Annotated in this window: 15 protein-coding genes; 4 read left to right on the top strand and 11 right to left on the bottom strand. The window is 40.8% G+C overall.

What is annotated here, in order from left to right; translation table 11 throughout:
* Nucleotides 1–128 precede the first annotated feature (128 nt).
* On the top strand, nucleotides 129–1,484 hold the full coding sequence (ltrA, locus tag PVK79_RS11580) for a group II intron reverse transcriptase/maturase (RefSeq protein WP_257324051.1): 1,356 nt from the start codon (nucleotides 129–131) through the stop codon (nucleotides 1,482–1,484).
* Between the two features lie 68 nt (nucleotides 1,485–1,552).
* On the opposite strand, the gene PVK79_RS11575 is transcribed toward ltrA, so the two are convergent.
* The 6 genes from PVK79_RS11575 to PVK79_RS11550 all read right to left on the bottom strand — a co-directional run bounded on the left by PVK79_RS11575 (nucleotide 1,553) and on the right by PVK79_RS11550 (nucleotide 8,295).
* A complete protein-coding gene (locus PVK79_RS11575) occupies nucleotides 1,553–1,981 on the bottom strand; it encodes a hypothetical protein (protein ID WP_257325648.1) in 429 nt (142 codons plus the stop codon).
* A complete protein-coding gene (locus PVK79_RS11570) occupies nucleotides 1,942–2,259 on the bottom strand; it encodes a hypothetical protein (RefSeq protein ID WP_257325647.1) in 318 nt (105 codons plus the stop codon). Before PVK79_RS11570 ends, PVK79_RS11575 begins: the two co-directional genes overlap by 40 nt.
* A 95-nt stretch (nucleotides 2,260–2,354) precedes the next feature.
* Nucleotides 2,355–4,190: an ATP-binding protein gene (locus PVK79_RS11565; RefSeq protein WP_257325646.1), complete on the bottom strand. Its 1,836-nt coding sequence runs from the start codon at nucleotides 4,188–4,190 to the stop codon at nucleotides 2,355–2,357.
* A gap of 2 nt (nucleotides 4,191–4,192) precedes the next feature.
* A complete protein-coding gene (locus tag PVK79_RS11560; RefSeq protein ID WP_257325645.1) occupies nucleotides 4,193–5,365 on the bottom strand; it encodes an SIR2 family NAD-dependent protein deacylase in 1,173 nt (390 codons plus the stop codon).
* Nucleotides 5,366–6,093: 728 nt separating this feature from the next.
* On the bottom strand, nucleotides 6,094–7,632 hold the full coding sequence (locus PVK79_RS11555; protein ID WP_257325643.1) for a transposase: 1,539 nt from the start codon (nucleotides 7,630–7,632) through the stop codon (nucleotides 6,094–6,096).
* 180 nt (nucleotides 7,633–7,812) lie between these two features.
* A complete protein-coding gene (locus PVK79_RS11550) occupies nucleotides 7,813–8,295 on the bottom strand; it encodes a cupin domain-containing protein (RefSeq protein WP_257325642.1) in 483 nt (160 codons plus the stop codon).
* 236 nt (nucleotides 8,296–8,531) lie between these two features.
* On the opposite strand from PVK79_RS11550, the gene PVK79_RS11545 reads away from it, so the two are divergent.
* The gene (locus PVK79_RS11545) at nucleotides 8,532–9,497 is read left to right on the top strand and encodes an integron integrase (protein ID WP_182719353.1); all 966 of its coding nucleotides are present in this window, start codon (nucleotides 8,532–8,534) and stop codon (nucleotides 9,495–9,497) included.
* A 279-nt stretch (nucleotides 9,498–9,776) separates the two neighbouring features.
* On the opposite strand, the gene PVK79_RS11540 is transcribed toward PVK79_RS11545, so the two are convergent.
* The gene (locus tag PVK79_RS11540) at nucleotides 9,777–10,520 is read right to left on the bottom strand and encodes a class I SAM-dependent DNA methyltransferase (RefSeq protein WP_182735424.1); all 744 of its coding nucleotides are present in this window, start codon (nucleotides 10,518–10,520) and stop codon (nucleotides 9,777–9,779) included.
* Nucleotides 10,521–10,689: 169 nt separating this feature from the next.
* The gene (gene queE / locus PVK79_RS11535) at nucleotides 10,690–11,355 is read right to left on the bottom strand and encodes a 7-carboxy-7-deazaguanine synthase QueE (protein WP_182777985.1); all 666 of its coding nucleotides are present in this window, start codon (nucleotides 11,353–11,355) and stop codon (nucleotides 10,690–10,692) included.
* 151 nt (nucleotides 11,356–11,506) lie between these two features.
* On the opposite strand from queE, the gene queC reads away from it, so the two are divergent.
* A complete protein-coding gene (gene queC / locus PVK79_RS11530) occupies nucleotides 11,507–12,163 on the top strand; it encodes a 7-cyano-7-deazaguanine synthase QueC (RefSeq protein WP_145240745.1) in 657 nt (218 codons plus the stop codon).
* A gap of 57 nt (nucleotides 12,164–12,220) precedes the next feature.
* Here the strand turns inward: queC and PVK79_RS11525 are convergent, their stop codons facing one another.
* Nucleotides 12,221–12,670, bottom strand: a complete 450-nt coding sequence (locus PVK79_RS11525) for a methyltransferase family protein (RefSeq protein ID WP_257325640.1) — start codon at nucleotides 12,668–12,670, stop codon at nucleotides 12,221–12,223.
* A gap of 181 nt (nucleotides 12,671–12,851) precedes the next feature.
* On the opposite strand from PVK79_RS11525, the gene PVK79_RS11520 reads away from it, so the two are divergent.
* Complete coding sequence (locus tag PVK79_RS11520; RefSeq protein ID WP_182732466.1) at nucleotides 12,852–13,094, top strand: hypothetical protein; 243 nt, start codon at nucleotides 12,852–12,854, stop codon at nucleotides 13,092–13,094.
* Between the two features lie 11 nt (nucleotides 13,095–13,105).
* On the opposite strand, the gene PVK79_RS11515 is transcribed toward PVK79_RS11520, so the two are convergent.
* Together PVK79_RS11515 and PVK79_RS11510 are read right to left on the bottom strand one after the other, a co-directional pair.
* Nucleotides 13,106–14,125: a hypothetical protein gene (locus tag PVK79_RS11515; protein ID WP_182732467.1), complete on the bottom strand. Its 1,020-nt coding sequence runs from the start codon at nucleotides 14,123–14,125 to the stop codon at nucleotides 13,106–13,108.
* 87 nt (nucleotides 14,126–14,212) lie between these two features.
* Complete coding sequence (locus PVK79_RS11510; RefSeq protein WP_182740218.1) at nucleotides 14,213–14,881, bottom strand: tRNA (adenine(22)-N(1))-methyltransferase; 669 nt, start codon at nucleotides 14,879–14,881, stop codon at nucleotides 14,213–14,215.
* Nucleotides 14,882–14,884 lie beyond the last annotated feature (3 nt).

Here is a 14,884-nt window from a genome sequence, read left to right as displayed (position 1 = left end):
CGCGCTTTATCGAGTAATCGCTAGAGTGATTTATCAGAAGTCAGCAGACGGCATAGTAGCCAAACGCCCATCGTAATGGAGGGGACACGGTGAAGGCCTGAACATCTTAACCAGAGGAGATACTACAAATGAACTTGAATTCACATAGATCACCGTGTTGCGATAGTGATGAACAGCGTTCTACTGTGAATAATACCTCGAATGAATATAGCCAAACAGATCATGACCTGATGGCAAGGGTACTAAGCAACCACAATATTGGTGCAGCATGGCAACATGTTAAGCGCAATAAAGGGGCTGCGGGTATTGATAATATGAGTATTGAAGAGTTTAATCACTTCGCTAAGTTACATTGGCTGGGTATTAAACAACAATTACTTAACGGCACTTATCAACCCTTGCCAGTCAAACGCGTGATGATACCCAAACCCGATGGCGGTGAGCGAATGCTTGGGATCCCTTCTGTTATCGACAGAGTGATCCAACAAGCCATTGCTCAAGTGATCAGCCCTTACTTTGAGACTCAATTTTCACCACATAGTTATGGTTATCGTCCTCATAAAAGAGCCAGTCAAGCAGTGAACCATGTTCAATTTTGTGTTAAACAAGGTTATAAAACAGCGGTTGATATCGACTTGTCTAAGTTCTTTGATGAAGTAAACCATGACATGCTGATGAATCGTGTTGGTCGTAAAATCAAAGACAAAGCACTCATGCGCCTACTCGGTAAATACCTACGAGCGGGAGTAGCAGAGTGCGAAACAGGTCTGTGGTTTGAGTCAACCAAAGGAGTCCCTCAAGGTGGGCCATTATCCCCTTTACTTTCCAATATTTTACTCGATGAATTAGATAAGAAGCTAGCCTACAAACACCTTAAGTTTGCCCGTTACGCTGATGACATAATCATTTTAGTAAAAACCAAAAGCGAAGGACTAATAATCCAACGGGAAATTACTGCGTTCATCACTAAGCGATTAAAACTCAAAGTGAATGAATCGAAAAGTCGGGTCGGTCCAGTATCAGGCTCGAAATTTCTCGGGTTTACCTTCCGCTACGGTCAAGTGCAGATCCACGAACAGGCGCTAAAGAAATTTAAAGCAAATGTCAGGGAGCTCACTAACCGCAACTGGGGGATCTCAATGACCCTACAAATTCATAAACTCACACAGTATTTGCGCGGCTGGGGACACTACTACCTAATAGCCAACGCTTATCAGCTAACGGTGGATTTAGATCACTGGATCCGCCGTAGGATAAGAATGTGCTACTGGCGGCAATGGCGTAAACCTCGCACCAAAGTACGCAGTTTAATGAAATTGGGTGTTAGCGAACGACTCGCCATTGCATGTGGTATCACCAGTAAAGGTCCTTGTAGAAGCTCAAAAACAAAAGGAATTAACATTGCGATAGGCAATGACTATCTAGCGTCACAAGGTTTAGCGTCATTAAGAGATATTTGGATCAATATTCACTACGGGAGATGAACCGCCCATTGCGGACCCGCATGATGGGTGGTGTGGGGGCTGGAGGTTAGAGACCTCCGGCTACCCGATTAGCTTTTTTTCTCATGCCAAAACTTCAACTCTCTACCCGCAAGCAACTCTTTAAATTTTTCTGCTGTTACCTTATTTTCAGAAGATCCACTTTCAAGTTTACTAATCATTTTTTCTCTAAATTGTTCATTCACCTTTCTACGATCCATAACCGCACTTAAGGTTTTCAACGCTAACCGATATGGGAATTCATTTTTATTCATATCGAGCAATAGTTGCTTATATTCTTCTGTAACATCAATCCAATCAACTAGTGCGTCAGCCTCTTTATCAAAATGAGCTGGGGTAACTTTGCTTGGAGCTTTACATCCAATTATTTCTATTTCTGCTCCCGAATATGCTTTTGCTACCAATTCAGAACAAAACGATGAATAATCAGTCCCTGCACCTAAAAAGACTTTATTATAATCTTGGGCGTAGTAATACAATACATTGCTGCTTTTTGCAGTTTCTCTGTTTCAGGACCTAAACCTGTGATCGATTTATGCCTAATGACTCTCCAATTATTATTACAACTCTTATCCTCGTCGAGGAGTAAAGTTAAATGGACACCACTATCACCTGTAGAGTGTATAAATACACCGTCTCCTAAACTAAGTTCAACATGGCTTGAAACTGCCTTTGAATAGATAACCTTTTGTCCAGCAACAAGAGATTTAGAAAGTTTCCCTTCACCTGTAACTAACAATATATCCCCTGGTAACAAAGTACACTCCTTAAAAAGCTAACGCCGCACTCACCGGTAAATTATGAGCGCAGCGAGTAATTTATCCGCGTGCAGTGCTTTGTTATAACGCGCTTTTAACTGCACATCCTCTCAGATATTTCCTTTAATTTTTCTATATCTAGGCGATCACTCGCCCAGCCCTGAGCAAATGGTATTGTATTTGATTTCGGCAATTGCTCTTCTTTTAGATCCCGTACCCTTACCCTAGAAGGTAGAGCAGCTCCTTCACCAACAAATATTGCTTCTTGCTGAGATAAAATAGGTAGCGCTCCAACCATCCCAGAAAGTCCATCTGGCAGGAATCGAGCAACATGTTGCTGGTCTGCAGAATTTGTAAGCCTTAATACAACCCAAGTACCACACTGTGAAATTACTGTACTGTCTACATCGGCTGGACGCTGACTTACCAGCATCAAGCCGATTCCGTATTTTCGTCCCTCTCTTGCTATGCGCCTTATTGCTCCTTGAGCGGCTGCGTATTGAGCCTCTCCATGATCCGGAACATACCTATGAGCTTCTTCACACACTAACAATATAGGATCTTTCTCTTTTTCTTTTTGAGTCTGAAATACTTTGTACTGAAAAAGTAACCTAGCGATTAGCGCGGTAAGCGGGCCTGCAACTTCATTTGGCAGGCCTGAAATATCAATAATCCTTATATCTTTGCCTGCCTGACTAGGTGCACCAATGAATTGATTCAAGACTTGATGTAGCTTTACTTCTGCATCGTTATCAACCCAACACCTCATCATAAATGAAAGTCGAGTATCCCTTCTCAGAACTTTTAGCTTATCTAAAACAGAAGGCACTGGTGACTTAGCTAAATCAGAGTTGGTCATACTTTCATGGCTATTTTTATTTATTCTTCCACCCTGAATATACCTAACATGGCTTTCAAACTCATCTAAGCAAAATGGTCTAGGTTTATCACGATCGAACTCCAGAATGTCTGAAGTATCTTTACCATCACACAAATCTGGATCGTCAAAATTTTCTAAATGGTTAAGGGCTTCTGTACCAAATTCTCTTGGGCAAGGCTTAACAATTCCAGCGGCAACCATTCTTGCATGAGCAAGTGCTTTTTGAACTACATTGTTTTGACTAGTAGCGCTTCTTTCCGTTTTACCGATAACTAGGTTTGTGAACTCATCACTAGACATTAACCAATACGGTAGCTTTATCTCTTCTTGGCCATCGTCGCCTGCTGCGATGTCATATGCTCGGTACTGTACCGCTCTATCTTTAAAGGCTGTACCATACTCGCCGTGAGGGTCAACAACCACTATCTGAGGAGACAGCTCTTTCTCATTATTTTTATGCGATAGTACGCTATGAATTATCGCAGCAACGGTACCTGACTTACCAGAACCTGTAGAACCAAGAACCGCACAATGCATACCAAACATTTTATTAATGTTAGCTCTACAGGCTGTAGATTCAGAAGCACTGTAAACCGCAAAGGGGACTAATGGATCCACCCCATCATCTCTTGTACCTTCAGCGGAACGGTAAACAAAAGAAATTTCCTCGTTGGTTAGAAGAAATACGCCTTGCTGGGGTAATGGGTAGGTTTTAATACCACGTTTGAAAGCCAAAGTTGATTTTGTATTATTCCAACTGCCTTCAGCTAGCAGTTGGACTTCCATTACACGCTGATCAGAATCAGCAGTTACAGGCATACCAGCTTCAATTAACTCTTCTGATCGCATTCTGAGCATTGTCACCAAGCCAAAAATTATTTTGCGGCCATAGTGAATTTTAACCATGCTACCTATTTGACCGATAGGGTAAACGCGACCATTGAATGTCCTAGACAGCTCAGAAATTTTATCGGAGATCTCTACCTTAATATTAGTTCCAGATACTTCAACAACCTGTCCAATCTTTAACTCTTCTTCCGGTGTAAACATAACTAAACCTCACATCCATTCTTTAGTACTGATGTTACACCTTTGAATGTCCACCAATAATCATCATCGTCTTTTCTTTTAAATGGTCCTTGGCCACCGACATATAAACCACGCAACGAAGCAATAATCACTCTTGAACCAAAACTAGAACTACGCCACTTTTCTAAACATGCTGGTATGTCATCCCTACATTCCAAAAATGCCAAAAGTACTGTTTTGTTTTCTTCTTTAGATAAAGCGAACTCAATTTCATTATTAATGTGGTCATCGCCAAAACTGTAACCACAAACAGCTAACGTATTACTTTGAGGAGAATTTAGAGATTTTCTAAATAAATCAAACTGAGAAGAAAACGGATCTTGCTGAGTAGCAATGTATTTTGTTGCTTGAGGGTAAATTAGAACGCGACGCTCTGCCTTGGGATAGCGGTCATTATCCCTAACGCGCCAGACATAGCCTTTATTACAAAGAAACCAATCTATCGACCCGTGCATCTTGATTAAGTTTGCGCGCTGTCCATTTGTTGGTGCTGGTTCGCCATATCTCTGAGTACGGTGAGCTACAGCTCCTCCAGCAAAACCGTCCCAATACGGCACTTTGTTCAGTGCTAATGCATCTTCCAAAAGAGTGTCATAATTAGTTGTGAAAATATTGACTGTTTTTCTTCGCTCATGAACACCAGCAGACGCATGATTAAACAGTGTGTCGATAAACTCTAAATGGGACTCAATATCGACAATTGGCTCTGACAACGTACCTTCTTCATCTGCCGTTTCATCACTGCCTTCAACATAGCCGCAACGGATAACATTTGAGATAGACTCAAGAATTGTGTTATGTACTTCTTCTAGAGTAGCTAGTTCAACTTTCGTCCCTCGAATTACTGTTTTCTTTTCTTTGTTTCTTTCAGCTAATGCAGCATAGTCGCCTAGATGACTAAGAACATGCTCTATATGGCATTGCTCTGGCAACTCTTCAAATAGTGGAGTAATAATATCGTCATATAATTTCTTATGGCTAGCTTTTATATCCTTCTTAACTTTATTCGTTAAAGGGTACATAAGCGGTAGTTTAGCGTCGAAACTTATTCCTGCACCCAGCAGCCAACTTTGCTCACTACACTTTAAGTGTTCCTCTACTTGCAAGAACAACTCGTCATCAATCAAATCATCCATTTCCTTTCCTTTCCTTCTTATAGAGTTGTACCGAAGCGGCAACCAGAGCGTTATAACGCTGCGTTAAGTAGTGAGCAACATTGCCACTTAACCTAAACCATTGTGCCGTAAACACTAAATTCAAAGCAAACCGAAAATGCTTAGCGTTGCGAATCTGCCTTAAACGCCTTGTTAGTTGCCATTCTACACCTTTGATTTTCAGTTCATTACCACTTTGCCTACACCGTTTTTGAGCGCTTTGAAAAACTCAAATCAGGCGCAGTTTCAAAGCGCCTGTCACTGAAACCACTTGGAATTAGCAACGCCGTAGAAAACTGACTAAATGCACCAAAAAAACCTTTTGGAAAGACAATGTCACAAAGCTGATTTTCAACAACTGAATTAGCATCTGAAACGGCAAAACAAAACTACAACATTAAAAATCGAACCCAACGTCAGCAAACGATACCCAGAAACAAAACCGAGCGCAATTGCACAATTCATTAGCCTTAATTTTTCTGATTTAGCTGCGTTTTTTCCGCTGGCAACTAACGAGCCTGTAGATTAACTCGTTTTTTATTTCTTTTTATTGATGCATTAACCATAGCTGAGTTCCTATTTTGATTCAATCGGTTACTTCGATTTTACGTAAAATATAAAAAGAGGATTTACTGTTGCTTTAATGGGCGTTTTGGAAGGTATGACAGGTGTTTAAGTGGCTTATTTGAGGTGATAAGGGGTTACCCTTATTAATGTATCGTATTTTGCAGCTTTTCTATATTATGAACTAAGCAATACAATTGCCATTGGGCATTCACTTTCGTTTGACCGCGTAAGGTCAATTTATTCATGCCTTTGTTAACTGTAATATTCCCGAACACCGGCTCTATACAGCCAAGTCGTTTACTGTACTGCCGTCGCCCGATTGGGCTGTCTATTTTGACCTTCATTTTGTCGATATAGCTTAGCTTTTTACGCGATTCATCATTTTTAAACTGAACTTGCCGTCCTGTTTTTATAGGTGGCTTTCGCATACATTGCTGTTGCAGTGGGCATACCTTGCAATCTTTTAAGTAACCGCAGAATCGGGTATATTTTTGGTTGTGGCTGTTTACATTTATACCGCTTCGCCACATTTCATTGCCTGCGGGACAGCGGCAGGTTTGTGTCGTCTCATCATAATGGAAGTCGTCTGAGGTAAATAACCGTGGCTTGCCTTTACTGCGTTTTAGTCGGCGCTTTTCTTGCTCTGTCTCATAGGTTTCACTTTCTTTAAACAGCGGATTTCGTTTTCTAAATTGGTTATCCGCAATGTAAGTATCAAAGCCACTTTTCGCCATAAACTCAAGATTCACTTCGCTGTTAAACCCACTGTCTGCGGTGAATTTGATGGCGTGTTTATCTGAGGATTCATCTGTGCTCAGTTTATCTAACTGTTGTTTTAATTGCTTAACCGCTGGCTGCAGGGTTTGCTGCTCGCCCACTGAACCCCATGCCTGTGCTTGCAGTATAATTTGATGTTTATCGTCATTTATCGCTATCCCGTTGTAGCCTTGGATTGTACCTTTTGACGTGGTCATTTTCGCGCTATCGGGGTCGGTAATATTACTTTTAATGGGCTTGCCTTTGCTGCCCGTTTTTTCCTCGTGGGTCGCTAAGAACTCCGTGATTTTATTTGCACTTTTATCCAGCTTTTCTTTTTGCTTTAAATCCTGTGTTATCAACTCTTCGCTCAGGCTATCTTGTGATTGGTGACGTTCGATAATACGTTTACTCGCGCGTTCTAGTTTTGCTTTTTTACGCCCTAGCTCATCGAATGTGCCGCTCCATTCTTTACTCGCATTCGATTTCAATTTGCATCCATCAATGGCAAACATGTTGCGACCTATCAAGCCTTCTTCGTCGCATATCATCAGTACTTGCGTAAACAACGGTTCAATCTGTTCGTGCATTTTGGCCACGAATCCCGCTACCGATGTGTAATGAGGTTGAATATCACCCGACACACTCATGAACAAAATATTCGTCTCACACGCCTTAGCAATACGGCGGCTGCTGATCAAACCATGTGCATAGCCGAGTAAAATAATTTTTAGCATCACTGAAGGCGGATACGCAGCTGCGCCCGTTTTATCATTGTTATACCACGCGTCAAAGCCCGACAAATCGAGTTTATTTTCGACAATATAACAAAGCGCATACTCAAATGTACCTGGCAATATTTGCTCAGCAAAATTGATTGGAATGAATTTATTTTGGCAGGATAAGTCAGGCTTGTAGTTGGCCATAACAATTTACCGTGGGTGAATAATATCTATTAGATCACAGTAACCCTGTGGGTTCAAGGTTAAAAAACAATCAAGTCAATTGTGTAGAACAAGTTCCTAAAAAGAGTAATTCTACAGCCTCAACGCCGCCATAATTTGCCGCTTGGAGCGCAGCGTAAAGCGGTCAAATTGATGGCTTTGTTATGACTTTTTACCCGCATTTGGCTCACTAATATTTTCAATGTCTACGAGGTTCCATGGCATATTTTTTTGACGAAAAATACGTTTTTTCAGCTTTGGATAATCACCAACGTCATGCTCTAAGCGTTGACCAATTACGATACATTTTAAAAGACAATTGCCGTTATTGCGGAGAGCGTGAGCTTCACCACCAGCACGATAACCCAAAAAATCGCCAGCCTTTACTGTATGTATTTCGTTGCCTATTTGCGCTTCCGCTGTACCCTCAAGCACATAAACGCATTCATCTTCGTGGTAGTGTTTATGAAACTCTGTCGATTCGTGGCCAGGTTGAATTTCAATAATGTGGAAGCCGAAACCGGTTAAACCTGTGAGATCACCCAGTGACTTATTAATCCTTTTGGCATTCTCATTAAGAAAATGGGTTTTCGAAATACCTTCAAGCTCTTCTATTTCTTCCTTAGTAACTAAATATTTATCCATTACACTCTCCAGAGTCATAACAGCTTATTCAAAGGATCTAAACCCACAAGTTGCAGACAGAAAATCCTTCGAGTTTTTTAATACTTTCAGTCTAACTCTGTATCTAAATGTAAATCAAGGGATTTATATTTGTTGTTTTTTTGTTGTTGTAAAATACAAGAAATAATCCCGCGAGTTGTTGAAAAAAAACCAAACACAACTACTGTTTATATATACAGCAATGACTGGAGCAGATCATGGCTTCTGTATTTTTAGAATCCATCCGTGACTTTATGACAACGCGTCGTTATGCCAAGCGCACTATAGACACTTATCAATATTGGATAAAATTTTATATTTTATACCATGCTAAAAAACATCCAGCGCAATTGGCAGAGTCGGAGGTTGAGCAATTCTTATCTTATTTAAGTAATCAGCGTAATGTTGCAATGAAAACTCAGGCAACGGCTTTAAATGCTTTGGTATTTTTATACCGTCATATTATTAATCGACCGTTATCACTTGAGATGAATTTTAATAAATCACTCGTGCCACCTAAATTACCTGTAGTACTGACCCGTGAAGAAATGCAGCGTTTATTATTGGCAATGGATCCAAAGTATAAACTTATCGCTCAGTTACTTTACGGTAGTGGTCTACGTTTAATGGAAGCTGTAAGGCTACGGGTAAAAGATGTCGATTATGACTATGTCTCATTAATGATTTGGCAGGGCAAAGGCAATAAAAACCGCAGAGTAACATTAGCACTCGAACTACTGCCGTTGTTGCGCAGCCAAAGTCACTTGGTAAATGACTACTGGCAACGAGACAAACAAGCAACAGACTATGCCGGTGTCTGGCTTGCGAATGCACTAGCTAGAAAATACCCAGCGGCTCCTTATGAAATGAGCTGGCAATATTTGTTTCCTTCTGCCCAGTTAAGCATGGACCCAGAAAGTAAAAAGCTGCGACGCCACCATATTGATGAAACAACGGTTCGTAAAGCAATTAAGCTGGCAGCAAAGCTGGCAAAAATTCAAAAAAATGTTACCTGCCATACACTACGGCACTCGTTCGCTACCCATTTACTTGAATCAGGTGCAGATATACGCACCGTGCAAGAACAACTCGGCCATAGCGATGTTCGCACCACGCAAATTTATACGCATGTACTTAACAGTGGTGCCAGTGGCGTAAAAAGCCCGTTGTCGCAGCTACTTTAGGTTCTTATTATCTATTGGAATATCGCGTTTGGGGAATACAAAAAACCGATAATAATCTTATGTGGAATTGCTGCTGTTAGAAGGGCAAAAAAATAGACCGCAGAGCACTCCCCGATGGTTTAGCTAGGGGTATATATCAGCTGCCTGATCAGTCTCACGAGCGAGTCACTCAACAGGACAATGCTTATTTGTAAGCTCCTTGCTTTTTATGAATTTTTCTAAAACACAGCGTCTCTTAACCCTTAATCTTTTTGTGAATAATTGTCTTAACTTTCTAATTTAAATTTTTACGCACACAAAAACGGCATTGCCAGAGCTTTCACCCCATGGGGTTATTTTTTCGTAGTCATGTTCAAACACATGTATTTCAAAATAAGGTTTTAGGGCTTCTTTTAACTGGGCAAAACTAACAGCGACCATTGGGTGCTCGTCGTGCCATATGAATGTTTCGTCTGCTGTTGCTTTATTTATACTGAGCTTTAATGACTGTTTTTCGCCACTGCCACTGTAATTCCAACCAGAGCGGAATGTGAATAAGCTGCCCGCGTTTTCAGCGCTATGCTCTACAAATGAATCGTTATCGATGTGATTTTTATCAACAACGTTAAAGCAAAATATACCACCGGCTTTTAGTGCATGGTGTACGCTTTTAATACAGTCTGTTAATTTATTAATGCCGTCGCAGTAATGGATTGAATACAAAAAGCAGGTAATTAAATCCACTTGCTCAGGGATCACAAACTCACTCATATTCTGCAATGAAAATTGCGCTTCTGGGCAGCGAATAATTGCTCTATCTAGCATGGGTTGATTTATATCAAGCCCACTACTTTGATAACCGTAATCAATAAAATGACGAACATGTGGGCCCGTACCGCACGCTAAATCAAGATGCGTATTTCCCTTATTACCAAATATTTGCTGTAGCCTATGAATAAAATAGCTTTGGGCTTGATAATCTATATCTGCGCACATTAAGTCATAGTAATCAGAAAGGTCTGTGTATAGAGCGTTCGCGGACATATCAGCCTAGTGGTTTGGAGTAGAGTATTTTAAGTCGCGCATAATAAACTAATTATCACCATTAACGAAGCAGATATGAAAGTAAGAGGTTTGTTGGGTTTTGTTTTACTCAACCCAACGTTCAATTTAAATGGCAAACTACTTAAAACTAACCACTGGCAACTTTACTTTAGTTTATCCCTAAATACTTATGTACTTGAACTGATAAGCGCCAGTTTTTTTCAATACAGGTTTCAATTGCCAACTTAGTTGCAGAGACTTTTTGGCTAATTGGTTGCAGGTAAACAAGCTTGGGGGTAACGCCTGTTTTTGCAAATAACTCTTCAAGCTCTGCAACGTGTTTTTGCATCGCGATTGGGTGTTTTATTTCATCGGCGCGTTGCATGGCTGAAGTAAGTACGTCGTAGCCGCCACGCATATTAATTTTCGGTGATACCGTCACCCAAGTTTGTGCTGGGGCTAAAATCTCAAAAGTGCCGCTGGTTTCTATTTGTGTGCTGTAGCCGTTAGCATGAAGTAATTCGCACACCGGGTTTAAGTCGTACATGCATGGCTCACCGCCGGTGATCACTACATGCTTGGCACGATAAGCACGATCGACAAACAAGTTAAATATTTGCTCAGCTGATGCGTCCGCCCAGTGATCTGAATCAGCCTTTTTCTCAACCGTGTCGTCCAGTGATACTTTATACACATTATCAACTTCCCACGTTTGCTTAGTGTCACACCAAGCGCAACCTACGGGGCAGCCTTGTAAACGTAAAAATATTGAAGGCGTGCCGGTAAAGCTCGCTTCGCCTTGAATGGTTTCAAATATTTCATTAATTTTGTACAAAAGAGTCTCACTCACTACTTGGCATTAATTACGAGCATAAACATAGTTTAAAAAATCAAAAAACACGGTCGAAAATTGTTATTTATGCCCCAGCCGTGTAGTATATCGCGCCCTGATATAAACCTCTATTAAAACTAAGAGCAAAACAGTTATGACGCAAAAAGTAGTTGTGATTTACTCCGGCGGTATGGATTCATTTACCGTATTAAATAAAGCCCTGCAGCAAGGCCGCGAGGTATATGCTCTGTCATTTGACTATGGTCAGCGTCATGTAAAAGAGCTTAAAGTTGCAGCCAGTGTGTGTGAAAAGCTTGGCGTACCGCATAAGATAGTTGATATTTCTGCGATCAATCAGTTAATTGGTGGCTCATCGTTAACTGATGATATTGATGTCCCAGAAGGCCACTACGAAGCCGAAAACATGAAAAGCACCATAGTGCCTAATCGCAACATGATTTTGCTATCACTGGCTGTGGGTTACGCTGTATCACTCAAAGCAAGCCAAGTTTATTACGGTGCTCACTCTGGGGATCATGCTATTTACCCTGATTGCCGTCCTGAATTTGTGCAAAAGATGGATGATTTATGTCGTATTGCTAATTACGACGCGGTGGAAATTTTCAGCCCGTATTTAAATGACACCAAAATTGACATTCTTACTGATGGTTTAAAAATGGGCTTGGACTACAGCCAAACGTGGACTTGCTATAATGGCCGTGAAAAAGCCTGTGGTAAATGTGGTGCCTGCCAAGAGCGCTTAGAGGCATTTAGCCTTAATAACATTACCGATCCAATCGAGTACGAATAACCCACATTAAAAAAGGCTATCATCGCGATAGCCTTTTTATTATTAACTGAAATAAGTTTACAGCCAACGTTTTACCCGAGACTTGTAATCGCTGTACCCTTGACCAAATATTTTTAATAGAGCCCGCTCCTCTGGAATAATTTGAAACCAAGTTAAGTAACAAATAAAGCCCAGCACACACAATAACGCCCACAGTGATGTTAACCACACTCCCCAACCTGCCAGTATAAAAGCAAAACCAACATACATTGGATTACGTGAAATTTTGTACACACCCGTGGTAACCAGTGCTGACGCTTGATCTGGTTTATTTGGGTTTACAGTGGTTTTTGCTAAGCGAAAACTAACCACCCCAGCGATACAAAAAATACAGCCTATAGTGAGTAAAATAACCGCAACATAAAAAATAAATGTGGTGAAATCAATCACACAGTAGTGGGCAATTACCGCCATCAGCACAGCAAAAAAAAGCACTATAATAATCGGAGGGATTTTATTATTTAGCATAGTAACTCACTGTCGTTGTTAAAATTAGTTAATGCTGCAATTAAACACTCATCACACTGTATCACTGATGAATATACTGCAGAGGTTCATGTTGATACAAATAAAGTTACAATTGTCAGCTTCATCATTTGCGCATTCTGGTTATACTTTACACACTATATAAAATAATAAGGAATACACCATGTCAGGAACTACTATGGTAGTCATGATCGTATTTATCTCTGTTGGGTTTGGGGTAATGTACGATATGTATAAAAAACATTTAGAGTTTAAACATCGCACACTCACCGATAATAAAGAGTCGAATAATCAAATTGCTGCTGTTAATGCTGAAATGCTTGCGTTAAAAGAGCGTGTACAAACATTAGAAGCTATCGTGACTGATCCAAGTTACAGCGTAAAACAGGAAATCAATAAACTTTAAATTCGCCGCGTTTAAAGCGCTTGCAAGTAATCTGGATATAAATGCGCGTTTTCTGGCTGCTCAATTCCATGAGCGGCTAAAAACCCACAGATCACTTGCCCGCACCCTTGTGGAGCACGAGAGCTGTCAATTTCAAAATTTAATTGATCGGCATGTTGTTTGCCAAGTTCGCATAATTGCAACGCATGCTGCGAACGCAACACAATACTCAATGCCCCGATTTGCTCTACATTAACGTTTTTACTAAAGCGCGCAAAACCTGCATATTTAAATTGTTCATTCACATAATCATTACTGATCGCTACCAACGCGGTCATCAAGCCATGCAAAAAAGCATTTGCAGATGTATCTGCGGCTAAAAAAATCACTGTTTTTGCGTTAAATTCGCTTAACTGACAGTCAGTACAATTGAGCCGCAGAGTGTAAAGTATGTGCTCATCGGCAATTTTTTGTTGTGTAATTAAAGTCAGTGCAGCTCCAGCAAATAAACATCTAGCAAGTAACTTTATGACACTTTGCGGTTGATGATCAGCAGCCATGGTTAATTGCGGGTTTTGTGCTAATAAAGGTAAATCATGATGGTTATTAAACGGCGTGCTGCTGCCCTGCTCACTATCGAGTTGAAATAGTTCTCTTACTTCGTGTTCACGGGCTATTTTTAACGCTAAAAAAGCGGTTTGGATCAATTCCGAGGTAGGTAAGTTTTCTTCCACAAACCAGCGCCGGCCAAATAATAACTTTTTTGCCTTGGTGCTGCGGTAATTATCTGGACTAAGAATGGCCACTTGTAAATAAATTTGCTCATTCTGCTTTGCGGCGAGCACCCGAAAGTGAGTTGAAAACTCAATTTTATCAAGGGTTTCGTTCACGCTTTCGAGGGTATGTTGATAACGTAAAAAATGTTGCGGCACTACCCAGCTCGCGTTACTCAATTGCACGATGGGTGCATAAGCAATTGGCTGCTCACAATTATATAGCAGCTCATTATGAGTATATTTGACTGATGTAAAGTGGTTATTTTTATCTGACATAACTAAACCAAGTAAACTCGCTAACACAAAGCGCTGAAGATGAGTTATTTACGCTGTAACGCTAGTCGATAGATCACAGTGCTGCGTTTAATTTAGCGATATTTTTTGATAATCATCGAGCACATGTTGAAAATATGTACGGTCTTTGTTCAACATCCGAGTATAGTGCGCAACTAATTGTTGCAGATACAATTCGTGCATTTGCTCAGCATTGTCCCACATCTGACTGCCAGTAACACTCAACGCAGTGTTACTGGTAAAACTTAGCTGTATCACTTCGTAAAAACGGTTGTTTTCTTGCACCAGTTGCTCTTTGATAAGTCCTAAACCTAACGCCTGTAAACCTTGTCGTAAGGTATAGGTATGATGCACGGGACAAACAATAAAACTGAGTTGTTCACGAAGCTTTTCAGGACAATTAGCAACCATTTTTTGTACTAGCCTCAGCAGTAATTCTCCACCGACTCCGGCGATAATGATCAGCTGCTTGGCTGATGGCTGCAGCTCAATTGTAGCTACATCCTGACATAATACTTGCCATTGGCAAGCTGCTTGCTGATCACTAAAACGCGTAAGCGTGTGTTCAAGCTCGCCCATTAACGTAGGCACTATATCAACAAAGTTTATTTGCTTGGCGGCTGCCCGCTTTAAAAGCGCCATACCAAGCAAACCGTGGTCACAACAACAGTCCCAAATTACATCATACGGCGCGCAGATCAACGAATCGATTGCACTGAGGCGGCTACTTAGTTTCATTTA

The organism is Pseudoalteromonas rhizosphaerae (genome assembly GCF_028885455.1).
Lineage (GTDB): Bacteria > Pseudomonadota > Gammaproteobacteria > Enterobacterales > Alteromonadaceae > Pseudoalteromonas > Pseudoalteromonas rhizosphaerae.
The sequence above is the reverse complement of the archived record's forward strand: the minus strand, read 5'-3'. Positions and strand labels throughout refer to the sequence as shown.